General features: G+C 59.3%; 15 protein-coding genes and 2 pseudogenes. 8 read left to right on the top strand and 9 right to left on the bottom strand.

The features are described 5' to 3' along the window. The first annotated feature begins 569 nt into the window (after positions 1–569). Positions 570–1,991 carry a DUF2252 domain-containing protein gene (locus H1204_RS42305; RefSeq protein WP_180736046.1) on the top strand — a complete coding sequence of 474 codons (1,422 nt, stop codon included), beginning with the start codon at positions 570–572 and terminating at the stop codon, positions 1,989–1,991. A gap of 802 nt (positions 1,992–2,793) precedes the next feature. After that, complete coding sequence (locus H1204_RS42300) at positions 2,794–3,351, top strand: hypothetical protein (RefSeq protein WP_180736045.1); 558 nt, start codon at positions 2,794–2,796, stop codon at positions 3,349–3,351. A 463-nt stretch (positions 3,352–3,814) separates the two neighbouring features. Here the strand turns inward: H1204_RS42300 and H1204_RS42295 are convergent, their stop codons facing one another. Then, positions 3,815–4,270, bottom strand: a complete 456-nt coding sequence (locus H1204_RS42295; protein WP_180736044.1) for a VOC family protein — start codon at positions 4,268–4,270, stop codon at positions 3,815–3,817. A gap of 123 nt (positions 4,271–4,393) precedes the next feature. On the opposite strand from H1204_RS42295, the gene H1204_RS42290 reads away from it, so the two are divergent. Beyond that, a complete protein-coding gene (locus H1204_RS42290) occupies positions 4,394–5,716 on the top strand; it encodes an IS4 family transposase (protein ID WP_180736294.1) in 1,323 nt (440 codons plus the stop codon). Between the two features lie 218 nt (positions 5,717–5,934). Next, positions 5,935–6,317 (top strand): annotated as a pseudogene (locus H1204_RS42285) (VOC family protein). 238 nt (positions 6,318–6,555) lie between these two features. Here the strand turns inward: H1204_RS42285 and H1204_RS42280 are convergent. Together H1204_RS42280 and H1204_RS42275 are read right to left on the bottom strand one after the other, a co-directional pair. After that, the gene (locus H1204_RS42280) at positions 6,556–6,972 is read right to left on the bottom strand and encodes a cupin domain-containing protein (RefSeq protein ID WP_180736043.1); all 417 of its coding nucleotides are present in this window, start codon (positions 6,970–6,972) and stop codon (positions 6,556–6,558) included. A 213-nt stretch (positions 6,973–7,185) separates the two neighbouring features. Further along, on the bottom strand, positions 7,186–7,497 hold the full coding sequence (locus H1204_RS42275) for a hypothetical protein (RefSeq protein WP_180736042.1): 312 nt from the start codon (positions 7,495–7,497) through the stop codon (positions 7,186–7,188). On the opposite strand from H1204_RS42275, the pseudogene H1204_RS52070 reads away from it, so the two are divergent. After that, positions 7,482–7,601, top strand: a pseudogene (locus H1204_RS52070) (potassium-transporting ATPase subunit C); the annotation flags it as partial. The gene H1204_RS42275 and the pseudogene H1204_RS52070 overlap by 16 nt on opposite strands. Before the next feature lie 13 nt (positions 7,602–7,614). Then, entirely contained in the window at positions 7,615–7,908 is a 294-nt protein-coding gene (locus H1204_RS52065) for a hypothetical protein (RefSeq protein ID WP_243469090.1), read from the top strand. A gap of 128 nt (positions 7,909–8,036) precedes the next feature. Here the strand turns inward: H1204_RS52065 and H1204_RS42265 are convergent, their stop codons facing one another. Continuing rightward, a complete protein-coding gene (locus H1204_RS42265; RefSeq protein WP_180736041.1) occupies positions 8,037–8,501 on the bottom strand; it encodes a universal stress protein in 465 nt (154 codons plus the stop codon). A gap of 134 nt (positions 8,502–8,635) precedes the next feature. Next, complete coding sequence (locus H1204_RS42260) at positions 8,636–8,875, bottom strand: hypothetical protein (RefSeq protein WP_180736040.1); 240 nt, start codon at positions 8,873–8,875, stop codon at positions 8,636–8,638. An 814-nt stretch (positions 8,876–9,689) separates the two neighbouring features. Between H1204_RS42260 and H1204_RS42255 the strand changes: the two genes are divergently transcribed. Continuing rightward, a complete protein-coding gene (locus H1204_RS42255; protein ID WP_180736039.1) occupies positions 9,690–10,112 on the top strand; it encodes a hypothetical protein in 423 nt (140 codons plus the stop codon). A gap of 564 nt (positions 10,113–10,676) precedes the next feature. Here H1204_RS42255 and H1204_RS42250 read toward each other — a convergent pair. Then, entirely contained in the window at positions 10,677–11,525 is an 849-nt protein-coding gene (locus H1204_RS42250; protein ID WP_180736038.1) for a hypothetical protein, read from the bottom strand. A gap of 3 nt (positions 11,526–11,528) precedes the next feature. After that, positions 11,529–12,641, bottom strand: a complete 1,113-nt coding sequence (locus H1204_RS42245) for a radical SAM protein (RefSeq protein ID WP_180736037.1) — start codon at positions 12,639–12,641, stop codon at positions 11,529–11,531. A 416-nt stretch (positions 12,642–13,057) separates the two neighbouring features. Here H1204_RS42245 and H1204_RS42240 point away from each other — a divergent pair, with 416 nt between their 5' ends. Then, positions 13,058–13,471 (top strand): hypothetical protein, encoded by a 414-nt coding sequence (locus tag H1204_RS42240; RefSeq protein WP_180736036.1) that lies wholly within the window; start codon positions 13,058–13,060, stop codon positions 13,469–13,471. A 459-nt stretch (positions 13,472–13,930) separates the two neighbouring features. Here the strand turns inward: H1204_RS42240 and H1204_RS42235 are convergent, their stop codons facing one another. Beyond that, positions 13,931–15,043 (bottom strand): hypothetical protein, encoded by a 1,113-nt coding sequence (locus tag H1204_RS42235; protein WP_180736035.1) that lies wholly within the window; start codon positions 15,041–15,043, stop codon positions 13,931–13,933. Positions 15,044–15,564: 521 nt separating this feature from the next. Further along, the gene (locus tag H1204_RS42230) at positions 15,565–15,858 is read right to left on the bottom strand and encodes a DUF4148 domain-containing protein (protein WP_180736034.1); all 294 of its coding nucleotides are present in this window, start codon (positions 15,856–15,858) and stop codon (positions 15,565–15,567) included. Between the last annotated feature and the right edge of the window lie 411 nt (positions 15,859–16,269).

Here is a 16,269-nt window from a genome sequence, read left to right as displayed (position 1 = left end):
GTGAGGCGCTACGTGTGTGCCGGCTCGACCGTTGCGTCAACCGAATGCACGATTCCTACCCCTGGTCACTTGATCCGAGCCGTGCTGACGTGATGGCAATGCGACTGCGGCTATTGTTGATCGACGTCAATCGTTCCCGGACATTTGGTGTTTGAATATGAAAACCCAATGCTTCGAAAGATTCCGCGTCTCGTGAAAGCCCGCGGCTATGGGCGGTCGGCGTTCCCCACAGCTGGCTGTGTCAGCGACTCGACCTACAATGAATGATGCGTTGGTAGCGTAGTGCCTTTCGGAGGACACACGATCATGCGCGACCATTCCTTGCCGCACCACATTCCCCGCCTGCACCTCCCCGTTCTCGATTGGGCTCACGGCTATCAGAAATCGCGGGTCAAACCCATCGGAAGTCGTGCAATGAATCAACGGCGGTTTGCGGCCTTCACAACGTCGACGGACATCGCATTTTGACAGCTAGCCGCATGTTGCAGGTGCAGCGTACAGGTCGTGCCAGAAGGACGCCCTAATGACACGGACAGATCAGGGGAAGAGCAAGCCAGGTAGAGGATGTCATGGACAAGGCTGTTTCACACAACGTCGCACGCGATACACACAAAAACGCCATTCCGTACCGCACACCCGATGAAAGGGCGGCTGAAGGGCGCGCAATCCGAAACAGGGTATCGCGTTCATCTCAGGCTGGGTGGGAACTGCCGAAGGATCGCCGTGACCTCGTCGAACTTCTGGTCGAATCCAACGAAGGGCGCCTCCCGGTCCTGGTCCCGTTCCGCTTCGGGCGCATGTCGGCGTCGCCATTTGCGTTCTATCGCGGAGCGGCCGCGCTGATGGCCGCCGACCTGGCTACCACGCCGACAAGCGGGATCCGGGTGCAGGTGTGCGGCGACGCGCACCTGATGAACTTCGGAGGCTTTGCAACACCGGAACGCAACATAATTTTCGACATCAACGACCTGGACGAGACTTTGCCGGCCCCGTTCGAGTGGGACCTCAAGCGGCTGGCCGCGAGTGTGGTGATTGCAGCGCAGCATCTGGAACTGCCCGCCAGCGACACCGCACGCGTGGCCACGGATCTTGTCCGTGAATATCGCGAGCGCATGCATGACTATGCAGAAATGCGAGCGCTCGATGTCTGGTACGACAAGATTGATCTTCAGAAGTACGAGGACCGGTCGGCCGATCCGGCCGTCATCGCAGCGGTGCGCAGGCGGATCGCGGAGCGGATCGAAGTGGAGCGTCGCAAGCAGGTGCCCGATCATCTGTATCCGAAGCTTGTTTCCCAGGAAGGAGCACAACCCAGGATCAAAGACTTGCCACCACTGATCTTCCATCCTACAGAGGAAATCGCACCCGGCCTCGAATCGGGATACGCCGAAGCCATCGCTTCGTACCGCGAGAGCCTCGCCGAACATGTCCGCATCCTGTTCGACAGGTTCCATCTCGTCGATCTGGCATTGAAGGTGGTCGGCGTGGGCAGTGTCGGTACGATGTGCGCCGTGGGCCTGTTCATGGCCTCTGACAACGACCCGCTGTTCCTGCAGGTGAAGGAGGCACGGGCATCCGTGCTCGAACCCTATGCAGGCAAGAGCCTGCATCCCAATCACGGCCAGCGCGTGATTGCGGGTCAGCGCCTCATGCAGACCGCGAGCGACGTGTTTCTCGGCTGGACCCGCGGAAAGAATGGCCGCGATTTCTATCTCCGTCAGTTGCGCGACATGAAGATGTCGGTCGTCCTCGAGGACTGGGACACCGGGATGCTGCGGCAGTACGCGCGGATGTGCGCGCACGCCCTCGCACGCGCACATGCCCGGTCGGGCGACGCGGCAATGATGGCGGGATACATGGGCTCAGGACAATCTTTCGACGATGCGATCACGGAGTTCGCGACTGAGTATAGTTCCCAAAACCGACGTGACTATCGTGAGTTCATCCGCGCCATTCGTGAAGGCCGGATTCTGGCCAGAACGGACGAATAGCCGCGAAGCTGCCAGCCGCCCCGGAACTGGTGGGCGAGATGTTGCTTCGACAATGATGAGCGGGGGCGATCCAGCGCGCAGCGGCCCGGCGTTGCAAAATCCGATGCTTCGTGCTTCTTCGCCAGGTACTTTGATTCGGGTAGAAGTCGAGAAAGCGAATGCTGGTCCGCTCGTCGGCACAGGCCATCAGCCCCGGGGAGGCCCACTCCATGGGCGCTGTGTTGTTAGCCGCGATTTTCTTCACGTCGGCAGGATTTCTTGTCAGCGCGGCGATAGCGCCGACTGCGCCGGCGGCGATTGTGCCAGCCTCCACTCACGGCTCCAGTGAAGGCAGGACCACGGCCCCGGAGCTAAGCCCCGATTTCTTCGAGGAAGCGCCGCTCCCTCAGCAGGCTCCAGAGCCACCGCCAACAATACGGCAAAGGAAGAACGCATAAGCGCGGATGTGCGCGACTGGAGCTCAAGCTCAAGCTCAAGCAAGGGAAATCGACTCCTCGAGTCCTCAATAGCGGCCACGTCGCATTGCGCGTGGTGAAGCGCAGCGTTTGCACGAGTTCATCTTCTTCATCGCCTCTCCACCGCCCACCTGATCTGCGCCAACTTGACGAGGCCCCCGACGCCCCGACGTTGTCTGACGTCGGCATGGGCACTGGCATACGGGCCTGCCGCGGATACTTTGCAATAGTCAGGCGAAAGGCACTCTCCACTTCGGCGGGATTCCTGATGAGGGTATCCACCGACCATGCCCTTCAGCGGCCGCACTACGACGTCCTAGAATTAAGAATACGGGGGCGGGGGCAAGATGAAACGTGGACTGATACCGGGGCTACTGAGCGGTGTGCTGCTTGCCGGCTGCATGTCCGCCGGGGTCGAAGTGAGGCCTGACCAGATGGCGACCTTCAAGCGCGGCGTGACGACGCTTCAGGAGGTGACGGCCGCGCTTGGCCCAGCATCAGTGCAGACCGCGCTGGACGACGGATCGATGCTGCTCGTATATACGTACGTAACGTCGAGGCCGCACCCCGAGAGCTACATCCCGTTTATCGGGTCGCTGGTTGGTGGTGCCGACACGCGTTCGTCGGCAGCCGTGTTCCTGTTCGATACGCGCGGCGTCCTCAAGAGTGCGAACACCACGACCTCGAACGTCGGCACGGGCCTGACCGCCGACCGGCACACCGTACCTGCGCCAATCGTTGAGGCGCCCATCGCGGTCAGGAACAACCGACCGGACGCGGTGCAGAATATTGAGCCCACCATCGCGGTCAAGAGCATTTCGCCGCCCGCCGCGGGGAGCGTCGAGCCGCTTCCGGAAGAAGAGCAGCCGGGACCGGAAAACAGCGTCGAACCGCCACCGGAATAAAGCATCCAGCCGGATTCGAACAATCAGCTCAGAGAGACGCATCTGGGACGGCTTTTCATCCAGGAGGCGCTTGCCGAACGATGCCCCACCTGATCCGACGGAAATCTTCGCCGGGTGTGCGTGTAGTCGCGACAAATTCTCACGGCGATGCTACGCGGCGTCGATTAGTTTCGATGTCTGTAGCGAGGCGGGTGGCACGAGCAGCGATACGCACACTCTCCCTGAACTGCTGACACGGGCGGGGCGTTTCAGACCGGCGATGCGGTGTCACCGCGGCATATGTAGCCCGACGCGAAAGACCATCACTCGTTGAAACCGACCTTCCGGGCCACAAGCAGTCACCGAGCAGTCCGACGACCCAGCCGTTCGAATGTCTCCTGACCACCATCCAGTTGCGGCCATCCAACGAGCGTGATTGAAGGACCGCAATCCGGCGCGAACGAGACCCTCATGAATATTTCCTCTAGCTCGCCGCCATCCCTTTTTCCGCCAGTTCCTTTTTTGCGCTTTCGTTCTTGATCAAATGTGTCAGCCCCATGCCGCGCAGAACGTTCGGAGCCTTGGTGGTGAACTGGATATTGTCATAGCCTACGATCTCGATACGATTGCCCCACGGGTCGCGGAAATCCAGAAACGGACCGTCGATCGGCTTTACCCCCGCCGCCTTGAGGGCGGCGCGCGCCGCCTCCTTGTCATCGACAACGAGGCCGACATGCCGGCCGTCATCGGCGGGCTGTTTCCGTCCCGCCTGCAACGCGATGAATTGGTCGCCAAGATCGATGAAGGCCATCGTCCTGGTCTTGCCGCGCAATTGAAAGTCGAAGATGCGGCCATAGAATTCCAGCGCTTCCTCGATATCGCCGACTTCCAGCGCTACGTGATTGATGCCGACGGCGCGCGGCTTTGTGGAGTCAACCATTTAACCCCAGCCCTTTCAAGGTCTTTGCGCTGCAAACCTGGCGAGATGTTAAGGAACGACGGGTACGAAGGGATGTTCGACGAGGTGATGAAGCGTTTCGAGCAGCAGGCACCGGTATGCGTGATGGCACGCCTGGCACTGCAGAGAGCCATCGCGCCGCAATGGATCGACGAGGTGTTCGCCGAGCACCGGCAGCGGCAATATCCACGTGAATTGCTGTTCTCGACGGTGGTTGAACTGATGACGCTGGTGTCGCTGGGACTGAGTCCGTCGCTGCACGCTGCAGCGACACAGACGAAGCCCCTGCCGGTGTCGCTGGCCGCGCTCTACGAGAAGGTCAACCGCACCGAACCCGCGATCCTGCGTGCCCTGGTACAGGGCAGCGCACAGCGTCTGGGGCCGGTGCTGGCGGCGTTGCCATGCCAGCCCAGCCTGCCCGGCTGGCGTGTGCGGGTGCTTGATGGCAATCACCTGCCGGCCAGTGAGAAACGGCTGGCGGCGTTGCGCGAGCAGCGTGGCGCGGCGTTGCCGGGGCACGCGCTGGTGGTCTACGAGCCGGATCTGGGTCTGGTCACAGATCTGGTCGCCATCGAGGATGCGCACGCGCAGGAGCGCTCGGCCATGGCCCCGCTGATTGAATGTGCCGGCGCGGGCGAATTGTGGCTGGCTGACCGGAACTTCTGCACCGGGACCATCCTGCAGGGCTGGCATCAGGCACAGGCCTGCTTCATCGTGCGCGAACACGGCCGCAACAGCCCGGCGCTTGCCAGCAGTGGGCCATGGGTGGACGGTGCACGTATCGAGACAGGTCAGGTGCGAGAGCAACGCATTGACCTGAAGGCTGGCGTCGTCTGGCGTCGCATCGAGCTGACGCTGGACAAGCCGACTGATGCAGGCGATACCGTGATTCTGTTGTGGAGCAACCTGCCTGCCGCGGTGGGCGCACACGAGATTGCCCGGCTGTACCGCAAGCGCTGGCGTATCGAGGGCATGTTCCAGCGACTCGAGTCGGTCCTGCACAGCGAGATCCGCACCTTGGGTCATCCACGTGCCGCGCTGCTGGGCTTTACCGTCGCGGTGCTGGCGTACAACGTGCTGGCCACGCTCAAGCGCAGTGTTGAAGCTGCGCATGCTGCCGCCGATGAAACAGGTGCAGCGCCGCCGGACGTCTCGACGTACTACCTCGCCGTGCAGATTCGCAGCCAGTATGAGGGCATGCTCATCGCGCTGCCGCCAGATGAATGGTCGCACTGGAGCGATGCCACGCCCGACGTGATTGCCGGCAAACTGCTCGAGCTGGCCCGCTGCGTCGACCCGATTCAGGTGCGCACACGCACGCGTGGCCCCAAGACCCGCAAACCCGCACCCTATGTCGAAGGTGCGGTAGCCCGCGCCCATCACAGTACCGCTCGCCTGCTTAAACGCGCCAAAGGCGGGACATCTTGATCAAGACCTTGAAAGGGCTGGTGTTTAACCCTCCATTTGCTTGATCTATTTTTCGATAAGTATCGCGCTCGATCCGAGCGATCTCGTGTTGTTCGTCCAGTTCGTCCGCGTCTGGTGCGTTCCCAGGCGGGTCGCGCGTGTGCGTGTTTCCTGCGAACATGTGCATCGCAGGCAATTTTCCGTCCCTATTGCTCGAGCGGAACACTCAGGGTACTACGATGATCGATCACACCGGAATTGGAGTCGCGGACGTCCGTCGTTCCGCCACGTTTTACGACGCCGCTTTGGGCACGCTTGGCATGCGCCGCGTGATGCAAATGCCGGACAACAGTGGGGCCGATGGTATCGGCTACGGCGTTGACTACCCGATTTCTGGATTGACCGCTTTCACCCGCATGGTGTGAAACAGCACACTGCCTTTGTAGCGAGGAATTGCGCCGAGGTAGACGCGTTCTACCAGGCAGCCCTGAAAGCTGGCGGCACCGATAACGGCGCGCCCGGCTACCGTGAGACTCAGCATGGCTTTCCGCCTGGTTACTACGCCGCTTTCGTGCTCGATCCGGACGGCAACAACATCGAAGCTGTTTTTCGTGGAGGGTAGCGAGAAAAGCACACGCCGTGGCGGGATCGCGTCCTACCTCGATCTGCGGACCGCATCGGGGCAGTGGACGGCCAGCTTCGGTCGCTCGACCACGCTTTCAAATGGGCATTCGGACGTCTGGTCTGCCCCAGACAGCGGACTGTCGCGTGTCGATGATTACCGGCGAGTGATCGGTCGCTGTCGAAAATCGAAGCCAAGTGACCGCGGCACGCACATGTCGTAGTGCTTCCCGACGAGATCAATGCAATGGATCGAGAAAAGGCGTGTCCGGGTCGCTGGTGTAAAAGACAACGACACGGAGAGAATTGCTACTGCTGCGGTTATAGCCTGTCATTTTCACGTGCGGTGGCTCCACCATTGCCTGACCTTGAGTGAAGGTGACGGGTACCATGCCTTCCATCTCTAAAGTGAAGGCACCCTCCAGCACGTAGACAGTCACCGGAAACCTGTGTGTATGAAAAACGGTTTTATCGCCGGGGTTGAAACTCGCCGTCAAAACGCGAAGTTCCTGTTTTTCGCCTCTCGGCATACCCTCAACAATTTGCTGAAGGAGTATTTGAGGCTTGACGGTTCCCGACTCTTGGGCCTCACAAGGTAGGCAAAAAGCCGAGCCCAAGTAGAGAACTGCAAAAGCCAAACAGGTGGTTGTTTTCAATTTATCCGCTCCGTTCTAGAGAGTACTCGCCAGAGAATGCCGCCAAAGCTACGACAGAAGGCGGAGATTCGCGCATGTGCTCTAAACACGTCCTCGTCACGTGGTGGTCTCGGCAACGTCGAATGACGGCAAAGGGCGGGGGCTGTGTCAATGCTCAAATTACTCGAATTGCGAACCACACCCAGGCCGCCAATTGCCACGCTTAAATCTATTTCAGAACAACCGCGAAAGCACAACCTCGGTGTTGCCAACGTTCTTGATGGAATATGCCGTGGTCGACCCATTTGATTCATCGAACCACTTCACGTCGCCGGCCTTGAAAACGATTTCTTTCGTTTTTCCATCTGAGTAGATTCTTAAAAGCGTGCCGCCCTTCGTGACGCGAACGACGCGGTTGCCGACGGCTTCAGCAGGCCGCATTTGTCCAGGTTTCCACGTCGCCTCACGAACCTGCACCTTATCGTTCTCAAGCAGTATCTTTTCGACCCCGTCACCTTTCATACCCGCAGCGTTGTCGTCTGCCATGGCTGCACGACGCAGACCCGTCGAACACGGCGCCCGTACCGGTCGATCTTGTCACGTCGTCGGGCAGTGGCCTCGACCCGGATATTTCGCCGGGAGCGGCAGCGAAATGCGATATCGGTGAGTCTTGCAAAAGCGGGTGGGTCGCGTTCCCGCACACAACGCCTGATCCAGGAGCGTGCGGCTTCCGGGGCGAAGCCAAGCGGCACCATCGGCCGCGCGGTGACAGTCATGGCGGACGTCGTGTCCGTTGATCCCAAGGCGAGAAGCATTACGTTAAAAGGTCGTGCAGGCAGCGACGTTGACATCAACGTCGAAAATCCCGACCGACTGAAAAATATCCGAAAGGGGGGATCACGTCGAGGGGGTTATACCGAAGCCATTGCCATTTCCGTCACGCCCGGCACGAGATAGAAGCAGACGGATCTGGTTCTGCCCGATTGGGCAGATACTGAATCAGTCTGTAGAACCGCATGATCGACACGGTCGAGTCGGGTGGGCTCGCGGCGGCGGACGGAGCGAGCGAAAATGACGCTTCAATTTCAAGTTGCGGCTTGTTGACTCTCGTCGTCACGCATCAGTAGTACAGGACGCTTCGAAAGTCGCAGGAAACGTTCCGCGACACTGCCGAGCACCAGACGTCTCACGCCCCTGCGCCCGTGCGTACCCATTACAACGAGGTCCGCATGAAGGCGATCCGCCTGGCACTCGACAATGGAGGCGACATCGTCCGACAAGGCGGCTGGTTCAAGCAGCTCGGCGTGACACTCCACGCCAGCCGCGGCGCAGGCCTGCGCTGCTTCAACGAGCGCCGATCTTCCTTCCCTTCGCATGGCGTCCACGAATTCAGCCAGATCACGTTCGGGGTGCGAGAAAATGGGTGCATCATGCACGACGTGAACTGCATGCACGACGCCATGGGCCGAGGCGGCGAGGCGCACGGCTTCCCTGAGCGCCAGTCTAGACGACCCGCTTCCGTCGACGGCAACAAGAATGGTCCTGTACATCGCACACATCTCCAATGTCAGCGTCCTTGATATCCCATCGACAGGCAACATGCGGAAGTCGTCGGGTCGGGCGCGACCAGCCGATTGCCGAAGCGTCGGCCTGACTTCACTTCACATTACGTCAGATGGTGAGGTCAGGTAAGGAACTTTGCTCCGGTCAGGTCCCGGGGCGAACATTGTTCCGATTGTTGTTGAACGGCTTCGAGTGCAACGCATGATTGGTCCCGGCCTGCTGCGCGTTTGAATCGAGGGGCTCCGGTTTTCTGATTTACCAGCCGCTCCTCCATGATCAATGCCAATTCCACTTGCGATGCCTTCCCGTGAGTCCGACTGCTTACCACGTCCAGATGCGTTTCGTCGCGATGTTTGAGCATTGCTGCCTCCATACGTGTGGTGAGTCTCGCCCCGATCCTGTGTGGTTCTATGTGCCTGAAAATCGTCGAAGATCCGGTTGAGGTGATGTGTCGATCATAACGATGATTGTAAGATTTATGTAAGCGACGCAGCGTCGCCAATGAACGCTTAATTGCGTGGGCGCTGTTGGGATGATTGCCAGTATCTCCATCGCGGTGTCTCTGGTTTTCATCAGCGCGCAGTGCGGCTTTTGCGTGCGTGCTCATGTGCAGCCGTATTTATCAGTTTTAATGTAGCCCGTTCCGGGAAGTTGTTGGACCCGTTTCCTAACGCAGCGGATCCGCCCTCCAGGCTCTCGTGCGCAGATCGCCTGGCTTGCAACCCTCAACTTCGTAGACGAGCGGTCTTTTTGGAGTGGTGTTCCTCAATTCATTGATCACGTCCGTAAGGATTCGAAGCGCTTCTCGAATGTGGGGCCCCTTGTTCAGCATCACGCACCCGGTACGGCTGCTCACTGCCGCGTCGCTAGCCCTCGGCACGTGAAGGTATCCCTCTCTTGACCCGGTCTGGCAGGCGAGAAAATGCAACTTTCGCGTTTCGATCTTGAGCACAATGCCGATTTGCGACGCGCCAAGCTTGCCGATCTCGTGCAGCAAGCTATCGATGTCTCCAAGCGGGCCGCTTGGGTGGGATAGCGCAACGGGTACCACCGGCCTTGCGCTTTCCGGTCGGATTAGAGTGAAGACTCACGCTGCGTCAGCATGTCACGTATGCGTTCGCCCGGCAGTCTTATCATTGCATTGTGCTTACGAAAAGTTTCTCGGAGATTGCAAAATGCGGACCGTTCATCTATCAGCTGCCACCGGAAACATTGCACCGTCATGGTTCGGAGGTGGCTTGCAGCTTGCGGAAATTCCGCATGGTTGCGCCACAGACAAGATTCCGTCCGATGATCAAAGGGTCTACGCGAGCCGGGTCCATGGTCAAGTGAACGTCGCGCTTCCGGGCGGATTTGTGAGTCACGCGCCGGCATTCGAGGCGCTCAGTGTTGCCGAAGTACCGCACGAGCACTACACACTCGCCGAACTGGATAACGAAATGCATTGGTTCCATTGTTCGGAGGCTCAGGCAAGCCGCGGAGACAGGCCGTGTTACCGGGCCTATTTTTCTTACAGAGGGAAATGGCTCTTCTTCTACACGTACGGCGATCGCTTGCCGTTTAACGCGATGATTCATTATTTGCGGCCAGTTTCCTGATCATGTTTCAGCGGGTTTCACACGCGAGGGAATTCCAGGGCGTCTCAACGGATGGTCGGCGCCATATCCGGGAAACCATGATGAAGCCGTGGGATGAGCGTGTGCAAAACGGTTGTCCCCGGCACGCTTTGATCCTCTCGTGTATCAGAGCGGGTTACTATACGTCGCGGCGAAAAGTTGACCCCGCACGAGAGGGGACATTCGCAGTATCGGAGAGTCGGATGTCCGGAACGGCCGATGATTTGACCTCGAGTGATGGAGGGGAATGTCCGGCTCACTCAAGTACCTGCCCTTGAAATTTCAACTGCTCGACCGGCAGCAACGGGTCGTCTACGGAAGTTTGGCTTTCAACCAGGGATCGCGGTGTTCGAGGTGACCTCGCATTTCCGGGTTCGGCCAGTTTCGGACTTTGGCTGGCGTCCCGACTCCTCCATTCGCATGTCTCCAGCTGGGGTTCTTCCGACGTCCACCGCGCAACTGGCGGCGATTATTCATTCGACGGGCGCCGGGAACCGGCCCGATGCACGCAATGTTTTTTGCCGAATTACGGAGCAGGCCTGATCGTTACGGCTGTGCACCCGGTCCCTGCGGCGCGCCAGTTCCGCTACCCTGCGCCGCTGGTCCCTGTGGCGGTGCGCTCCTTGGTGGCGCGCCCGGCACGCGCGCCAACCACGACCTGTCCCCAGGAAACAGATTTGACCAGTTAGTCAGAATCTCGGTGCGCTGGTTCGGATATTTCGCCAGCAAATCGAGCAAAGTCATTTTTTGCGTCGCGGGCTCGGCATCGCCGCCGAACTCATCCGGGTTGAAGTTGGTCAGAAAATCGGTGCGTAAGCGATCGGAAAATATCTGCCGCAGTGCGCGTCCGCGGTTTTCCACGGCATAGGCGCTTTTGCCTTCGAAGGCGATTTCGGCTGCCTTGATTTCGAAGTTGAGCCGCGCCGTTTCGTTTTGCGACTCTATCTGCATCGCCTGCTGCTTCCTGAAACTATAGATGCTGAATGCGAGCGTCGCGAGCACGCCCAGTAACGGCACGATGGTGGATGCAGCCGCCCACCAGTTTTTCGATTCATCGAGATCGATGCGTGCGTTGTCGTTGGCGAGTTTCTTCCGCTCCAGCTCCATCTTCTGGTTTTCGATGCTCTGGTCGAATGCGGTCTTGGCCTTGTCGAAGTCGAGGCGTTCGCGAGCGAGCATGTCTGCTTGGCTTGGAGCGGACGCTTGCTGTGGCGCTGCCGCATTGCGCCCCATTGGTTCGTGCGATTTATGGTGGACCGTATGGTTGGTGGCTGGCGCACGCGCCAAGGCTTCTTGCACTGCAGTGAGCACGAAGCCGCCCGCGAGCAGCAGCGCCATAAGTACGGCGCCGCGCAGAATGCAAAGTAGGCGCTGAAAAGTCACGCGCGCGCTCATCGGTTATTCATTCCGTCGGGACCCGGGAGGGCGATTCGGCGCCAACTGGGGCATGCAGCCGTTCATGGGCGTGCAGAACAGATCGCCCGGCGAGCAGGTCGGACGGCACTCGTGATCATCCAGCCTCGTTGGGGCGCGCGCTTCCTCGAAGCGCCGTTGGGCAGCACGGAACTCAACCAGCGGCTGCCCGCGTAGCAGGTTTGCCAGTCCTTGTTCGATCCTGCCGAGCGGAAAAGCGCGGGAGAAGACACATGGATAGACATCGCCGCGCGCAGTCACGCAAACCCGCCCTTTCGAACATTGACCGCACAGTGCGTCGAATCTGGATGACTGATCAGAAGCGTGCGCGCCGCGTCCAACTGGCCTTACCTCATCGATGCCGTATTCCGTCACGCCGAGCGCGCGCAACTGACGCGCAGCGCCCTGCGCATGCCCGCGATTCGCGTCGCCCTCGATAATGCCCGCCCGCACGGGCAGTCCAGCTTCCGCTATCCGCCTGATGGTCCGCGTGGTCTTCGCAAAGCTGCCAGCGCGCCCGGTCATGCCGTCATGAACACGCGGATCGTCGGAGTAAAACGATGTTGCAACATGCACGCGATGCTCCGCGAAGGCGGTGACCATCCGCTCGCTCAGGCCGGTTGCGTTGGTGTAGACCTCGATGAATGCATATCCGTGCGCGGAGGCGGTTTCGATCATCGCGAGGAGATCAGGATGCAAGGTCGGCTCGCCGCCGATGAACTGCAGACACCTGCACCCGAGCGCCGCCGCGTCACGTATGACGACCTGCCAGTCGGCGAGCACAAGCGTGCCTTGCAGCGGTTCACCGGGCCCCGCGTCCGCGTAGCAGTGCGCGCATTCTAGGTTGCAGCGCGAGGTGATTTCCAGCCACAGGAAAGACAGCTCGCCTCTGGCAGTTGCGGCATTACCTTGCATGACTCCCTCCGGTGTGCGACCGCGGTCCTGAGTATAGGTAAACGGAAGGGAGAATACGGGGCCATTTCGTTTGCCAATGCGTCGCAAGCAACAATCGTCGATCAGGCTGCCATACTCTGAGTCAAGCTTTGCCGTGTGTCGTTGCTGTTGCGTAGCGACGGTCCTGTGTGAAACGATGGCCAATCCTATTGCGACAATCGACCAGCCGAATCACAGTCACGAACATTCGGCGGCGTTCGGGCCATGAAGAGGCAAGCAACGACAGTCCTCACATGGGCGCATTCAAGAGCCGGCGGCTTCCGGAGCGAACCAGCCGTTCTAACCACCGCCGCACGACTCAGGCGAGCGGCAGAAGCTGGCCGACTGCACTCATCCACAGAAGCCGCCCGAAATCCGCCGTTGAAGATTTCAACGACGGTTCTCCTGAGCCTTCATTGAACTGGTGCTCTCGGCGAGTTTCGGACTTTGGCTGGCGTCCCGACTCCTCCATTCGCATGTCTCCATGCTGATCAGGAACGGCCCCTCATGAATCGTTGACCATATTTGAGCCGCACAACTGAACATCAGACACTCCGCGACCATGGTTCGGTTGGTTGGGCATGGCCGCAGCCGTTTCGCCGACGAAGCCAGATCGGGGCAAAGCTCGGGTTGTTTCGCGCGGAAGCGAAAGCCGGCACTTTATTAGAATAGAGCGTCAACATGCGTCAGCACACCACATACCGCGCGTCGGAAAGATTCCTAAACTGAAAACGGCAGGGCATCACCTGTCTCTTTTGAGAACGCAGGAGATCAGTATCATGGAGTACACACTAACTTTTTCGATTGTATTCGTGCTGTTCAGTTTGATAGCGTTGCCGCTGTTCGTACAGCGTGGACCTTCCGTGGCCGGACATTTTGCCGAAGACCACGGCCGACAGCATATGGTATTTGATCCCGCGCTTGCTGGTGCCATCGTTGGCTTCCTTTGTTCGTTCCTGATTCTCGTCTGGCGGCTCACGACGCTGCTGCACTAACGGCTGTCACCGACCTTAGGGAGGTTCTCATTGTGTTTTGATTTTTGAGTACCGGGTTTGGTTGCTATCACTCGAACTAGACATGCGACCCCTTCACGACTTGCATCATGAACCCAGCGAGCGCACATAGGTAGTAAGTGTCGTCAAGGCACAATCCTGAGCAATGGTGACCAAGGCGGATAAAGGCATCTACCAGCAACCGCTGCAACGGCAGTTATTCAAGAAGCGCCATTCAAATCCTCGGGTGCCGAGCGGCGGCGAGGGGTCGACTACGGAAGTTTGGCTTTCAATCGGATCGCGGTGGTCGGGGTGACCTCGTATTTCCGGGTTCGGCCACGAAGAGACGTACGCATCGTGTCGATGATTGGCCGCTCAACATCCGTAATCGGACATCGCTTCTCACCCTTCACGAAAAACGCGTTGGAGGCAGAGGAATGAGGCTGGCTGGCAGAAGTCTTATTACCAGGCGTATCCCATCTTGAAAAGCACAGCCCTGTTGCCATCCTTGCCGGTCGCGAACTCCATGTTTGCGACAATACCCTGCGCGGGTTTGAGGATGTATTGAACCCCAGCACCCGCGCTCGGGAAACGGTTCGCAGAATCGGTGCATCCGCCACGGTTCGAGCCGTACAGACATGCCACACCAGCAAAAAGCGTGGCCGTCCAGCGTTCTGCCAGGCGAAGGCGCTCCTCGACTTCAAAGGACGACATGTACTTCCCGAGATACTCACCCATGGTGTACCCGCGCAGTACCACGGGAGCATAGGCGCCTGGGGGCGCGTTAGCTGTCCACTGGTTGCTCTGTCGCACTGCAAACACATTGCCGTCGCCATGGCTCCAGAACTGCCTGTAGTCGGCTCGGTACACGCTGAAATTGTTGCTGCCTTCAAGGGCCTGACGATAGGCGATATTGTTCAGGTTTAAGTACCACCCGCGCTTCGGCGCGTCCACGATATCCCGCGAATCATGATTGAGAACGAGGCCGACGCCGCCCGCCTTGAACCCGGTCAGCCCGAGAACGCTGAGCAGGTCATCGTCGAGCGCTGTCTGCCCGACGATCTGATAGTTGGTGAAAATTGTCTGTGCGCCGATGAACCAGTCACCTTTAATGCGGTATAAATAACGTCCCACAAAGGCCCGTATGTGGTCTTCCGACTTCAGCGGAGTCCCGGTTCCAAGGAAGTTGTCGTAATCGTTCTTGATCAACCCACCCACTGCAAGTACCGACAGTCGATGCCGGTCTTGATCGAACGAGGTTCGCGCGAAAATTGCCGCGGTCACGGAATTCGTCGACGTGTACTGTGCACTCACGCCGAACATTGACACCTGTGATTCCGGATCGAACTTTCGGGCGTAACCGACTAGTGCGCCGCCTGAGGTGCCGAGCTTGGGGTTGTTCGAGAACGTCGGCAACAGTATCCACGGCGATGGCGCTTTTGCTGGCCGCTGCGCTTGCGCGGATTCCTGATCGTTCGCAGGCCCTTGGTCGGCATGGACCGTGCCTGTCGCTGTGGCAAACAGGAAAAAAATACCCCGGAGGGCGTGGACAGGACGCACGCGCCGGATCGACACGGCGCACCCAGCAGACCTTTGCCGACTGTGCATGACGGGAGACCTCTCTGATGAGCCGTGCGATGAACGCACCAGTCAATCTGGCCGACCGGTCATGCTGCTTTGCGCCATCTGTCCGGCGCACTATTGAGAATCTGCGTGCGCCTTCGCATGTTGCTGCAAACAGTATATCCATTGCCGAAACTAGCTTTGGCCGATCCTGAGGGGCCTTCGCCGGAGAAGGTTTGTAGGTAGCATTTGAGTGATGCTCACCGCGATTGACGGAAGGCAGATAAGGGCAAGGGAGCGGACAGATTAAGATTCGATCCCGGTGTCTCCAATGGATCGCTTGCTGCCGGTCGCCGGCTTGCGAGCTTCAGGCGGTGTACGCGGATTGCATGGGGACTGTACCCGGCCAGTTTTCGACACCAGTGCATGTGCGCGCGCCAGACGCTCGAACGGTCGCTTCGCACTTTTAAGCAAACCTGACGGGCACACTTGGGCCTGCCGACCGGGCCGCAAAAGCGAACGGGCCCCGTCACTTACGGATTGATGGTCTTGTTGTCCGGGGAATCGGCCGGGGCGATCGCGGGCGATCCTGATGCCGATGATCCACTCTTTACGCCGCCGTATGAGAGGCGTCTTTCAGCCGCCTGAATATCCTGCGGATAGTTCCTGTCTTTACCCGCCGCGGGGTTGTAGCCGGCCTGTTCTATTTGCTGGAGTTCGGCGCGCACCTGGGCACGTGTGCGGGGCGCCGTGTCCGACTGGGCGAATGCCGCCAGCGATACGGCGAAAGCGGAAGTGGCGGCGACTGCGAAAATGACCGATTTCACGATGACCTCCTGTTGCGTACTGCACCCGGTTAAGCCCAGTTCTGTCATCCCTGGAGTTTAGGCGAGCAACCCTACGAGACTGATACAACGGGCATGGCGCCGGCGGCGCCCATCACGTTTAAACAAAACCGCTCGAAGATTCACCATTGTCACCATGGCGATAGAGCGACGACTCAAACGCGTCCGTACGTCGCTGGCATCGCTTGGACTCCCGGGTTACATGGCGCGCCGCGCGTTGACTGCTTCCTGTGCCGTGCAGGCTTCATTTTCATCCAATTGAAGCCGCATACAGTCGGTGCGACAGACACACTGATAGAGGGCCTCATGAGGACGAACAAGGCACCAGACGCCAACTTGTACGGCCTGTGGCGTAAAGATGGTGGAACGACAGGGGAAGGGGGGATCGTTCTG

Source organism: Paraburkholderia sp. PGU19, assembly GCF_013426915.1.
GTDB lineage: Bacteria > Pseudomonadota > Gammaproteobacteria > Burkholderiales > Burkholderiaceae > Paraburkholderia.
This window is presented reverse-complemented; position numbering and strand designations above follow the sequence as displayed.